The organism is Streptomyces sp. NRRL S-920 (assembly GCF_000717945.1).
Taxonomy (GTDB): Bacteria; Actinomycetota; Actinomycetes; order Streptomycetales; family Streptomycetaceae; genus Streptomyces; species Streptomyces alboniger.
This window is the reverse complement of the sequence record NZ_JODF01000026.1, coordinates 79377-91091: the sequence shown is the minus strand read 5'-3', so window position 1 is coordinate 91091 and position 11715 is coordinate 79377. Positions and strand designations below refer to the sequence as shown.

15 protein-coding genes are annotated in these 11715 nt (G+C 71.1%); 11 read left to right on the top strand and 4 right to left on the bottom strand.

From position 1 onward, the window contains the following. The first annotated feature begins 65 nt into the window (after positions 1-65). Positions 66-2162, top strand: a complete 2097-nt coding sequence (locus IG54_RS0119975) for an FUSC family protein (protein WP_051819706.1) — start codon at positions 66-68, stop codon at positions 2160-2162. A 178-nt stretch (positions 2163-2340) separates the two neighbouring features. Here the strand turns inward: IG54_RS0119975 and IG54_RS43460 are convergent, their stop codons facing one another. The 3 genes from IG54_RS43460 to rpmB all read right to left on the bottom strand — a co-directional run bounded on the left by IG54_RS43460 (position 2341) and on the right by rpmB (position 3544). Then, positions 2341-2880 carry a hypothetical protein gene (locus IG54_RS43460; RefSeq protein WP_051819703.1) on the bottom strand — a complete coding sequence of 180 codons (540 nt, stop codon included), beginning with the start codon at positions 2878-2880 and terminating at the stop codon, positions 2341-2343. Positions 2881-2944: 64 nt separating this feature from the next. Further along, positions 2945-3250, bottom strand: a complete 306-nt coding sequence (gene rpsN / locus IG54_RS0119965) for a 30S ribosomal protein S14 (RefSeq protein WP_030785835.1) — start codon at positions 3248-3250, stop codon at positions 2945-2947. A gap of 57 nt (positions 3251-3307) precedes the next feature. After that, positions 3308-3544, bottom strand: a complete 237-nt coding sequence (gene rpmB / locus IG54_RS0119960) for a 50S ribosomal protein L28 (RefSeq protein WP_030785831.1) — start codon at positions 3542-3544, stop codon at positions 3308-3310. Between the two features lie 71 nt (positions 3545-3615). Here rpmB and rpmG point away from each other — a divergent pair, with 71 nt between their 5' ends. The 5 genes from rpmG to IG54_RS0119935 all read left to right on the top strand — a co-directional run bounded on the left by rpmG (position 3616) and on the right by IG54_RS0119935 (position 6002). Further along, entirely contained in the window at positions 3616-3780 is a 165-nt protein-coding gene (rpmG, locus tag IG54_RS0119955; RefSeq protein ID WP_030785829.1) for a 50S ribosomal protein L33, read from the top strand. 5 nt (positions 3781-3785) lie between these two features. Then, entirely contained in the window at positions 3786-4031 is a 246-nt protein-coding gene (locus IG54_RS0119950; protein ID WP_030785827.1) for a type B 50S ribosomal protein L31, read from the top strand. After that, positions 4031-5239, top strand: a complete 1209-nt coding sequence (locus IG54_RS0119945; protein WP_234336261.1) for a CobW family GTP-binding protein — start codon at positions 4031-4033, stop codon at positions 5237-5239. The genes IG54_RS0119950 and IG54_RS0119945 overlap by 1 nt, the downstream gene beginning before the upstream one ends. Before the next feature lie 3 nt (positions 5240-5242). Beyond that, entirely contained in the window at positions 5243-5482 is a 240-nt protein-coding gene (gene rpsR, locus IG54_RS0119940; protein ID WP_030785824.1) for a 30S ribosomal protein S18, read from the top strand. 280 nt (positions 5483-5762) lie between these two features. Then, entirely contained in the window at positions 5763-6002 is a 240-nt protein-coding gene (locus IG54_RS0119935; RefSeq protein WP_030785822.1) for a DUF397 domain-containing protein, read from the top strand. A 37-nt stretch (positions 6003-6039) separates the two neighbouring features. On the opposite strand, the gene IG54_RS0119930 is transcribed toward IG54_RS0119935, so the two are convergent. Beyond that, on the bottom strand, positions 6040-6528 hold the full coding sequence (locus IG54_RS0119930; RefSeq protein ID WP_030785818.1) for an ATP-binding protein: 489 nt from the start codon (positions 6526-6528) through the stop codon (positions 6040-6042). A 314-nt stretch (positions 6529-6842) separates the two neighbouring features. Here IG54_RS0119930 and IG54_RS0119925 point away from each other — a divergent pair, with 314 nt between their 5' ends. From IG54_RS0119925 to IG54_RS0119905, 5 genes are all read left to right on the top strand, one after another. Beyond that, positions 6843-7706, top strand: a complete 864-nt coding sequence (locus tag IG54_RS0119925) for a helix-turn-helix domain-containing protein (protein WP_030785815.1) — start codon at positions 6843-6845, stop codon at positions 7704-7706. Positions 7707-7792: 86 nt separating this feature from the next. After that, complete coding sequence (locus tag IG54_RS0119920) at positions 7793-9250, top strand: aldehyde dehydrogenase family protein (RefSeq protein WP_030785813.1); 1458 nt, start codon at positions 7793-7795, stop codon at positions 9248-9250. A 165-nt stretch (positions 9251-9415) separates the two neighbouring features. Beyond that, positions 9416-9967: a DinB family protein gene (locus IG54_RS0119915; protein WP_030785810.1), complete on the top strand. Its 552-nt coding sequence runs from the start codon at positions 9416-9418 to the stop codon at positions 9965-9967. 31 nt (positions 9968-9998) lie between these two features. Beyond that, a complete protein-coding gene (locus IG54_RS0119910; protein WP_030785807.1) occupies positions 9999-10640 on the top strand; it encodes a PadR family transcriptional regulator in 642 nt (213 codons plus the stop codon). Between the two features lie 80 nt (positions 10641-10720). Next, positions 10721-11674 carry a daunorubicin resistance protein DrrA family ABC transporter ATP-binding protein gene (locus IG54_RS0119905; protein ID WP_030785802.1) on the top strand — a complete coding sequence of 318 codons (954 nt, stop codon included), beginning with the start codon at positions 10721-10723 and terminating at the stop codon, positions 11672-11674. Positions 11675-11715 lie beyond the last annotated feature (41 nt).

Genomic DNA, 11715 nt, shown 5'->3' with positions numbered 1-11715 from the left:
CGCCCCCTCCCCCCCCCGCACCCGCCACACTCCGATATGCCCGATATGCCCCGTATCATCACAGAGTGACCTGGCTCCGAGCGCTGAAAGAGACAGCACGCTCAGGCCTGACCGTGGAGCGCAAACGGCTCGAACCCCTGGTCGCGGCCCGAGGCGCCGCGGGCCTGGCCATCGTCATCGGTCTCAGCCTCGGCCTCTTCGGCCCGGCGGTGGCCGCCAGCTCGGCCTTCGGCGCGTTCCAGGCAGCCATCGCCACCTTCCAGCGCAGCTGGCGCCCCCGCCCGGAACTCGCCCTCGCCTCCGGCACGAGCCTCGCCGTCTCCACCTTCCTCGGCTACCTCACCGGCTCCCACACCCTCCTCTTCCTCGCCCTTCTCTCCCTGTGGACCTTCCTGGCGGGCCTGAGCTGGGCCGCGGGCCCGACCGTCGGCATCATCGCCTCGTCGAACGTGGCGATCATGCTGGTCACGGTCACCATCCCGACCTCGGCGGCCGCCGCCGCGGGGCACGCGGCGATGATGGTCGTGGGCGGCTTCGTCCAGGCGGCCCTCGTGGTGCTCCTTCCGGTACGCAGATGGGGCGCCCACCGGGACGCCCTCGCCGACGCCCTGGCCGCAGAGGCGGACTACGCCCGCAGGCTCAGGCACGACCCGGTCGCCCCCTTCGACCCGGAACCCCTGATGGCGGCCCGCGACGCGGCGACGATCACCCCGCGCCAGGCCCGCACCCGCCCCGCGGAACTGCACGGCGCGCGAGGCCTGGCCGAACGTATCCGCCCGGTCCTCGCCTCCCTGGCGGACCCGGCGGTGGGCGTTCCGCCGGAGGGCAGGGAACGCGACCGGGTGCGCGAACTGCTGGCCGCGGCGGGCTCCGTCCTGGACGCGGCGGCCCGCGCGATCCGCCACGGAGAGCCGGTGAAGATGCCCCCGGCGGCCCTTGCCACGCTCAGGACCCCGGACACGGGGGCGATCCTGACGGGCCCCGCGTACCGCGCGGCGACCCGCCTGGGGGCGCTCCTGAAGGACGTACTGGAAACAGCGGGAGGCCCCCAACCCACCCCCCACCCCAACCCCCAAGCGACCCCCCTCCTCCGCCCCTCGCTGCCCGCCCTCGTCCCCGCTGCCCTGCGTGCCATGCGGGCGGCCCTGCGCCACGAGTCCCCGATCGCCCGGCACGCGATCCGGGTCACCGCGGTGGCCGCCGCCGGTTATCTCCTCGGTACCTGGCTCCCGTTCGGCCACGGCTACTGGGCCCCCATGGCGTCGGTGATGGTGATGCGCCCGGACTTCTCCCAGACGTACTCCCGCGCCGTCGCCCGCTTCGGCGGCACCCTCGTCGGCGTCGCGCTCGCCACGGGCCTGGTCCAGCTGGCCGGCCCCGGCACGGGCCTGTCCGCCGCGCTCGCCGTGCTCTGCGCCGGGATGATGTACCTGCTGATGCGCACGGGGCAGGTGGCGGCGCAGGCCTGCGTGGCCGCGTACGTCGTGTTCCTGCTCGGCATGGGCGGCCAGCAGTGGACGCAGACGGTCCCGGAGCGCGTCGTACTGACGCTGCTCGGCGGCGTCCTCGCGATGATCGCGTACGCGGTGTACCCGGCGTGGGAGACCCCGCGCCTGCGCACGCGCCTGGCGGACTGGCTGATCGCGGACGGCCGGTACGCCGCCGCGGTCGTCGACCACTACGCGCACCCGGCGGGCAAGGCCTGCCCCGACGTACGCGAGGCGCTGCTCGCGGCGAGGGACGCCAGGATCGCCTGGCAGGACGCGACGGCCCGCGCCAAGAACGAACCGGTGCGCCACCGCGGCCTGTCCCGCGCCGCGGCCACGGAGGCGGCGGACGCCCTGGCCCAGCTGGGGCGCGTGGCGATGCTGATGGAGGCGCATCTGCCGGAGCGCGACGCCACGCCCGTCCCCGCCGCGGCGCGCCTCGCCGACGCGCTGCGCAGGTCGACGGAGCAGGGCGCCAAAGCGGTACGCGAACGCCGCGTCCCCCGCTGGGAGGCGGTCCGCACGGCCCTGGAGGAGTGGGACGGCGAGGGCGTCCCCGATCGCGTGGTCCGCAGGGGAGCGGGCCTGCTCCTGACCACCCTGGAAGACCTCTCCAACGCCCTGGACACCCCGGCGCCGCCCATGCTCCTGGACGGCACCGCACCCCGCCGCTGACCCCGCCGCCCAGCAAAGTCCCCGCTGAGGCCCTCGCCAGTGCCCCGACAGAGCCCCGTTAGGGCCTGTCCGGCGGATCAGGCCGCAACGCGATGGGGGCGCCCCCTGCTCGAGCGAAGCCGAGAGCTTGGGGAAGTGCCAGACCCCGCGGCCCGCGGCATGATCCGCCGGACAGGCCCTAGGACTGCGGCGGCGCCCCCGTAGGCAGCCCCTCCGGAAGCTTGCCCCCCTGGGTCTTGCGGAACTCGTCCGTGCCCGCCCCCTCCCACGCCACCTTCAGCGTCTTGGCGTCCACGGACTCGACCCGGCCCGTCGTGCGGTCGGAGTCGCCCTTCGGGCACTTGAGGCTGATCACCTGCCCGCCGGACCCGCCACTCGCGGTGCCGCTGCACATGACGTCCTCGCCCACCAGCGACGCAGACCCCTGGTGGACCACGAGAGCCAGCGGCTTCCCGTCGGTCGTCGTGAGCCACGCCCCCTCCACGCTGCCGCCCCCGGCCGAGCCGCCCTCCTGCGAGGAGTCGGCCCCGCCGGCCGACGAGGCGCCGCGGTCCTTCTTGCCGCCGCCCCCGTCACCGTCCCCGCCCCCATCGCCGTCGCTGCCGCACCCGGCCACGGCGAGCACCGCGACAAGACCGGCCGCGACGACGCCGACCCGGGCCCGACGGACATGGCGGACAGGACGGATACGACGGACACTGCGGACGTACGTACGCACGGGAACTCCCCCTGTATGACGTGGCGTTGCCTCGCCGGCGGCCCCGGCGAAATCGCGCGCCAAGCTACCAGGAGGACTTCCGCACCCCGGGGAGGAAACCGGCGTGCGCTTGCTCACGCAACTTCACCCTCGACAATCCGAACGCCCCCACGTAACCGCGCGGACGCCCGTCGACGCTGTCCCGGTTCCGCACCCGCGTGGCGCTCGCGTCGCGCGGCTGACGTGCCAACTCCCGCTGTGCGGCGAGCCGTTCGGCCTCGCCCGTGCCGGGCCTGCGGATGACCTCCTTCAGCTCGGCCCGCCGTGCGGCGTACCGCGCGACGATCTCCCGGCGCTTGTCGTTCTTCGCGATCTTGCTCTTCTTCGCCATCGGTTCAGCCTCTTCCTCTTCTTCCGTCTTCTTCGCCTTGCTGGTTTCCGCTCGGGATCAGACCTTTTCGCCCCGCGCGCGGATCCTCGCGACCGCCGCCTCGATGCCGAGGGAGTCCACGGCCCTGATCCCCCTCGCGCTGAGCCGCAGCCGCACATATCGCCCCTCGCTCGGCAGCCAGTACCGCTTGCGCTGGACGTTGGGGTCGAAGCGGCGGGAGGTCCGCCGGTGGGAGTGGGAGACGTGGTTGCCGAAGCCGGGCTTCGCGCCCGTCAGCTGGCAGTGGGCGGACATGGTGACGCACCTCTCGGTCGATGGAAGGACCCCACAATTGAAAACGGGAGTCGTTTTCATATACTAGCCACATGGCCCGCAACGAACTCCGCCCGATCATCAAGCTCCGCTCCACGGCGGGAACCGGCTACACCTACGTCACCCGCAAGAACCGCCGCAACGACCCCGACCGCCTCACGCTGCGCAAGTACGACCCGATGGCCGGACGCCACGTCGACTTCCGAGAGGAGCGCTGACCGCCATGCGCAAGGACATCCACCCCCCGTACGCCCCCGTCGTCTTCCGCGACAAGGCCGCAGGCTTCGCCTTCCTCACTCGGTCGACCGCCACCAGCCCCAAGACGGTCGAGTGGGAGGATGGGAACACGTACCCGGTCATCGACGTCGAGGTCTCGTCCGCGAGCCACCCCTTCTACACGGGCACGGCACGCGTCATGGACACCGCGGGCCGCGTCGAACGCTTCGAGCGCCGCTTCGGTAAGCGCTGATGGACCACACGCACGACGGGCCGGGCGGGAACGCCGCCCGGCCGATGGACACCGTGATCGTCGGCGGCCTCCACGCGGACGCCCGCAAGGCGGCCGTCGACCACCTCCTCGCCGCAGTCCCCGGCAGCGTCGCCCTTCACCACGACCTGTCGACCGCCGTGCGGGGCACCGTCGTACGCACCGTGCGCGACACCAGCGGCGTGCTCTCCACGGGCGAGACCCCCCTCGTCAACGACTGCGCGTGCTGCGCGCTCCGCGAGGACCTGGTGCCCGAGCTGCGGCGGCTCGCCGACGCGGGCCTGCACCGGCTCGCCGTCGTCGAGCTGTGGGACTCCGTCGAGCCCAAGGCCATGGCCGAGGTCATCGCGGCGCACGGCGGTGAGGGCATCAGGCTCGGCGGCGTCGTCACCGCGGTCGACCCCGCGCTTCTCCTGCCCTGCCTCGGCAACGGCGACGACCTCATGGACGCCGGCCTCGCCGCGGCCCCCACCGACCAGCGCACGGTCGCCGACACCTGGGCACGCCAGCTCGAATACGCGCCCGTCCTCGCCGTCGTGGACTCCGCCGAGGCCGACGACGAGGACCGCGCGCTGCTCGCCCAGCTCCACCCGACGGCTCGCCAGGTCCCGATCGGCCACGGCGACCATGGGGGTACCTCCCTGCTCCTCAAGAGCTTGGGGGACGGCGCCGCGCTCGCCGGCTTCGACGTCGAGGCGGCCGCCGCGGCCCAGCACCCGGCCTGCGCGCTGCTGCCGACCGAGGCCGACGCGTGCGGTGTCTCCACCTTCGTATGGCACCGGGAGCGGCCGTTCCACCCGGAGCGGCTGTACGAGGCGCTGGAGGACCTGACCTGCGCGGCGGCCCGCAGCCGGGGGCGGTTCTGGCTGGCCGACCACCCGGACACGCTGCTCGGCTGGGACGCGGCGGGCGGCGCCCTGTGCGTCGAGAGCGCCGGGCCCTGGCTGGCCTCGCTGCCGGACGCCGCCTGGGAGATGGTGCCGCCGATGCGCCGCGCGGCCGCCGCCCTCGACTGGCACCCGGAGCACGGCGACTGCTGCAACCACCTGGTGTTCACCTCGCCCGGCCTGGACCGCGAGGGCCTCGAACAGGTCCTGGAGTCCTGCCTGCTGACCGACGAGGAGTACGCCGCCGGGCGCGACGCCTGGAAGAACCTGCCCCCCGCCTTCGACACCCTCCTGGAGGTCTGACCCTTGTCCCCCCGCAAGGCCCCCGCCCGCCCGCAGAAGCCGCGCCCCAATCCTCTGGATCAGGCCAAAATCACGTACATCGACTACAAGGACACGGATCTGCTGCGGAAGTTCATCTCGGACCGCGGCAAGATCCGCGGGCGTCGGGTGACGCGTGTCACGGCGCAGCAGCAGCGGCAGATCGCCGCCGCGATCAAGAACGCCCGGGAGATGGCCCTTCTGCCGTACGGCACCACGCGCTGACGCCTTTCACTCGCTCCTCAATCACCCCACCCACCGCACCGCGCCGGTTGTTTTCCGCCTTTCGGACGGAACACATCCGGCGCGGTGCGCGTCTGTTACTAGAGCACTGTTTCTAGAGAACGGTTTCTGGAGTGCGGGGACCGGTGAGCTGTAATCAGGGCGCCACCCCGCGTGCACGTGCATCTGCCCATGCATCGGCATGTGAACACAGCTATGATCCGGGACAGTTGACCACTGCATCTAGAGCCACTAAAGGCACTGCACCACCGGGGAGCGATCTGTGCACCACGCGATGAACGGCATGGCGGCCACGGAGCTTCACGGGGTGGTCTGGCAGAAGAGCAGACACAGCAACTCGCAGGGCTCCTGCGTGGAGTTCGCGAAGCTGCCGGGCGGCGACGTGGCCGTACGCAACTCGCGCTTCCCGGACGGCCCGGCGCTCGTCTACACGCGCGCGGAGATAAAAGCGATGCTGCTGGGAATGAAGGACGGGGAGTTCGACCACCTGATAGGCGGTTGAGTACGCGAACGCCGCCCCGCCCCACGGGTCGTTCCCCTCAGCCCAGTTGGAACAGCGCCCAGACCACCTTGCCGCGCACGGCGCCCGCGAGCGGGTGCCAGCCCCAGCCGTCGCTGAAGGACTCCACCAGGAACAGGCCGCGGCCCGATTCCGCGGAGAAGTCGTCGTCGGTGTCGCGCGTGACCGGGCTCTCGTCGCTGGGGTCGCGCACCGCGCACACCAGCCGGGACGCCCAGCGCATCAGATGCAGCCGCACGGCCGGGTCGAGCTGCTCGCGCGGGGTGGCGGCGGGCAGCGCGTGCCGCAGGGCGTTGGTGACGAGTTCGGAGACGACCAGCGCTATGTCGTCGAAGCGCTCTTCCAGATCCCACTGCCCGAGCGTCTTGCGGGTGAACTTCCGTGCGCAGCCCACCGCTTCGTAGCGGGCGGGGAGTGCGACGGAGGCCGCCGAGGAGACCGCCGAGGGGTCGAGCGGAGGAAGCCCCTGCCGTAACGGCTCGAGCATGGTCGATCCATTCGTCCCCATGCGAGGCACTCCCCGGTTTCGCGGTACGTAGCGATGGAGCGGTGGCGCGGTCGGTCGCCGATGGTGCGGGTGGTACGCGGTCGGTACAGCAGTGGCGCGCGGACCATGGTTCCGAATGCGTACAGCAGATGCAAGGGCAGATGCACGTGCACGCGCCGGACTTGATGGTGCCCGTGCCAGTTCTTGCCCATTTCTTCCTACGGATTCTTGTGGAGAGCTTTCGGAGGCTTTCCGTTTCTGTAACCGAACGAGTACGGCCCGAAGCGTTTAATGGCAGACTGCTGGCTTCCAGTCGATGGGGAGGATTGAGCGAAGTGACCGCAGGGGAGTCGAGTGGCTCGGTGGTACGGCGCATCCTGCTGGGGTCGCAGCTGAGGCGCCTGAGGGAATCCCGGGGCATCACCCGCGAAGCGGCCGGCTACTCGATCCGTGCATCCGAATCGAAGATCAGCCGCATGGAGTTGGGACGGGTGAGCTTCAAGTCCAGGGACATCGAGGACCTTCTGACGCTCTACGGCGTCACGGACGAGGCCGAGCGCGGCGCACTCCTCTCGCTGGCCAAGGAGGCCAATCTCACGGGCTGGTGGCACAGTTACTCCGACGTCCTGCCGGGCTGGTTCCAGACCTACATCGGCCTTGAGGGCGCGGCCTCGCTGATCCGTGTGTACGAAGTGCAGTTCGTCAACGGCCTGTTGCAGACCGAGGCGTACGCGCACGCGGTCGTCGCACGCGGCATGAAGGGTGCGAGCGAGGCCGAGATCGAACGCCGCGTCGCGCTGCGCCTGGAGCGGCAGAAGCTCCTCGCCTCCGAGCACGCGCCCCGCTTCCACTGCGTCCTCGACGAGGCCGCGCTGCGGCGCCCGTACGGCGACCGCGAGGTGATGCGCGGACAGATCCAGCACCTCATCGAGATCTCCGAGCGGCCGAATGTCACCCTTCAGGTGATGCCGTTCAGCTTCGGCGGCCACGCGGGCGAGAGCGGCGCGTTCACCATGCTGAGCTTCCCGGAGTCCGACCTCTCCGACGTCGTGTACGTGGAGCAGCTCACCGGCGCGCTCTACCTCGACAAGGCGGAGGAGGTCGCCCAGTACGAGCGGGTGGCGGCGCAGCTGCACCAGGACAGCCCGGATCCGGCGGACAGCCGCGACCTTCTGCGCGGTCTCCTCCAACTCACCTGAAACATAAGTACTATGACGTGACCTCAGGTGTCTGACGCCGTTCGGATATCTGCTTCCGACTGCTGCCGCGGCAAGGGGTCCGTCTCATGTCCTTCTTCACTGACCTGGCTCACCAGTACATCGACGGGGAATGGAAAGCCGGGTCGGGCTCCTGGGACATCATCGACTTCAATCCGTACAACGGCGAGAAGCTGGCTTCCATCACCGTCGCCACGGCCGACGAGGTCGACCAGGCCTACCGCGCCGCCGAGCGCGCGCAGCGGGAGTGGGCCGACACCAACCCCTACGCCAGACGCGGTGTCTTCGAGCGAGCCCTGCGGATCATCGAGGACCGCGAGGCGGAGATCACCGAGGCGATCATCGCCGAGCTGGGCGGCACCCGGCTCAAGGCGGCCTTCGAGCTGCACCTCACCAAGGAGTTCCTGCGCGAGGCCGTGCACCTCGCGCTGCGGTCCGAGGGCCGGATCCTGCCCTCCCCGGACGACGGCAAGGAGAACCGCCTGTACCGCGTCCCGGTGGGCGTGGTCGGCGTCATCAGCCCCTTCAACTTCCCGTTCCTGCTGTCGATCAAGTCCGTCGCCCCGGCCCTCGCCCTCGGCAACGCGGTCGTCCTCAAGCCCCACCAGAACGCGCCGGTGCTCGGCGGCAGCCTCGTGGCCAAGGTGTTCGAGGACGCCGGGCTGCCGCCCGGTCTGCTCAACGTCGTCATCACGGACATAGCCGAGATAGGCGATGCGCTGATCGAGCACCCGGTACCGGGCATCATCTCCTTCACCGGCTCGGACCGCGTGGGCCGCCATGTCGCCACGGTCTGCGCCTCGCACTTCAAGCGCTCGATCCTGGAGCTGGGCGGAAACAGCGCGCTGATCGTCCTGGACGACGCCGACATCGACTACGCCGTGGACGCGGCGGTCTTCAGCCGCTTCGTGCACCAGGGCCAGGTCTGCATGGCCGCCAACCGCATCCTCGTGGACCGTTCCGTGCGGGCGGAGTTCACCGAGAAGTTCGTCGCCAAGGCCGCGTCCCTCAAGGTCGGCGACCCGGCCGAGCCCGGCACGCACATCGGCCCGCTCATCAACTCCTCGCAGGCGGAGGCGGTTTCGTCCGTCGTCGAGCAGGCGGTCGCCGCGGGCGCCACGGCCCTGCTGCGCGGCGGCATCGAGGGCAACGTGGTCTCGCCCTCCGTCCTGACGGACCTGCCCGCCGACTCCCCGTTCCTCGGCCAGGAGATCTTCGGGCCCGTGGCCCTGATCCTGCCCTTCGACGGCGAGGAGGAGGCGGTGCGGATCGCCAACGACAGCCCGTACGGCCTGAGCGGCGCGGTGCACACGGCCGACATCGAGCGCGGTGTGCGGCTCGCCAAGCGGGTCAGGACCGGCATGATCCACGTGAACGACGGCACAGTGCACGACGAGGCGATCGTGCCGTTCGGCGGCGAGAAGAGTTCCGGCATCGGCCGGCTGAACGGCACGTCGACGGTGGAGGCCTTCACCACACAGAAGTGGATCTCGGTGCAGCACGGACGCTCCCGCTTCCCGTTCTGACGCTCGCGCGTCCCCTTCTGGGGCTCGCGCCTCACCGGGCCTCAGAGGCCCCGATCCGAGCCACCCTTGCGGACAGAACCTGACCGCAAGGGTCCGTAGCTTGTGACGTGTCGGGAGGGAAGCCGCAGCCCGGCGGCCCTCAACCCCTCGGAAAAGGCGGACATCATGGTCACCCACGTCAATTCGGAAGCCCGCGGCGACGAGCGCGGCGCCCTCATCGCCTTCGTGGAGGCCCAGCGCGGCGGCGTCCGCCGCTCGGTGCTCGGCCTCACGGACGAGCAGGCCGCCCAGCGGCCGAGCGCCAGTGAGCTGTCCCTGTCGGGCCTGGTGAAGCACGTCGCCGAGGTGGAGCTGACCTGGCTGCGCATGGCCCAGGGCAAGCCGAACGAGAAGCAGCGCGCCGAGGCGGACTGGGGCGACAGCTTCCGCCTCGTGGACGGCGAGACGCTCACGGAGACCCTGGCCTTCTGGGACCGGGTCGCCCGCGAGACCGAGGAGTTCATCCGCGAGGTCCCGAGCCTCGACGACACCTTCCCGCTGCCCGACGCGCCCTGGTTCCCCAAGGACGGCCAGGTGTCGATGCGCTGGCTGATGCTGCACCTCGTCGAGGAGATCGCCCGGCACGCCGGCCACGCCGACATCATCCGCGAGTCGCTGGACGGAAAGACCGCTCTCGCACTCGTCGCCCTGGAGCAGGGATACCCTAGTCAAAATTGATGACTGGGGGGCTAGCGGAAGGGCGCGATACATGTCAGCGATCCGGCTACTGGTTCTCGGAGCCGTGCGCCAGCACGGCCGGGCCCACGGCTACCAGGTCCGCAACGACCTGGAGTTCTGGGGCGCCCACGAGTGGTCCAACGCCAAGCCGGGTTCGATCTACCACGCGCTGAAGCAGCTGGCCAAGCAGGGACTGCTGCGCGCGCACGAGGTCGCCCCCTCGACGGCGGGCGGCCCGCCGCGCACGGAGTACGAGATCACGGACCAGGGCACGCGGGAGTACCTCTCCCTGGTCCGTGAGTCCCTGACCACGTACGACCAGCGGCCCGACATCCTCACGGCGGCGCTCGGCTTCATGGTGGACCTGCCGCGCGAGGAGGCGGTGGCCCTCCTGAAGGAGCGCGTGCGCCGCATGAAGGAGTGGCGCGCCTCCGTCACCGAGTACTACACGCCCGAGGAAGGCCCGGGTCAGCTGGGCCACATCGGCGAGATCATGAACTACTGGGTGCACTCGGCCGACACCGGCGCGGAGTGGACCGAGAGCCTGATCGCCCGCGTGAAGGGCGGCGCCTACACCTTCGCCGGTGAGGGCGAGCCGTTCGTCGGGGTGCTCGCCGACGGTGAGGAGAACCCGTTCGGGACGGGTGCACCGCACGCCGGGGACCGCAAGTAATCAAGTTTGACGAATGCTGGGCCTTCCGCTACCTTCGCCCACCTAGTCAACTTTGACTACATGATCAACGAGGGAGCCGGATGGCGGACGTGATCATCGTCGAGGGCGTACGGAAGAGGTTCGGGGAGAAGGCCGCGCTGGACGGCCTCGACCTACGAGTGGGGCGCGGCACGGTGCACGGCGTGCTCGGCCCCAACGGCGCGGGGAAGACCACGGCGGTACGGGTGCTCGCCACCCTGCTGCGGGCCGACGAGGGGCGCGTGGAGGTCGCGGGGCACGATGTGCGGCGCAGGCCCGACGAGGTGCGCCGGCGCATCGGGCTGCTCGGGCAGCACGCGGCGGTGGACGAGGAGCTGAGCGGCCGCCAGAACCTGGACATGTTCGGGCGGCTCTACCACCTGGGCGCGCGCCACGCGCGCGTGCGGGCCGACGAACTCCTGGAGCGGTTCGGTCTGGCGGAGACCGGCGGCAAGGCGGTCAAGCGGTACAGCGGCGGTATGCGCCGCCGCCTGGACCTCGCCGCCTCGCTCATCACGGACCCCGAGGTGCTCTTCCTCGACGAGCCCACCACGGGCCTGGACCCGCGGGGCCGCGCCGAGGTGTGGGAGTCGGTGCGCTCGCTGGTCGGCGGCGGTACGACCGTGCTGCTGACCACGCAGTACCTGGAGGAGGCCGATCAGCTGGCCGACCGCGTCTCGGTGATCGACGGCGGCCGGGTCGTCGCGGACGGCACGCCGGACGCCCTGAAGCGGCGCCTCGGCGGCGACCGCATCGACGTGGTGGTGCGGGACGCGGCCCAGCTGGCCCGCACGGCCGAGCTGCTGCCCGCGGGCGCCACGGTGGACGCCGACCGCAGGCTGGCCTCCGCACCCGTCACCGACCGGATGGAGGCGCTGACGGACGTCGTACGGGCGCTGCGGGACGCGGGCATCGACGCGGAGGACGTGGCGCTGCGCAGGCCCACGCTGGACGAGGTGTTCCTGAGCCTGACCGGGCCGGGGGAGCGTACGAAGCTCGCGAAGGAGGCAGTGTGAGTACGTTCCTGGCGGGCGGCACGGCGCTCAGGTGGGCCGCG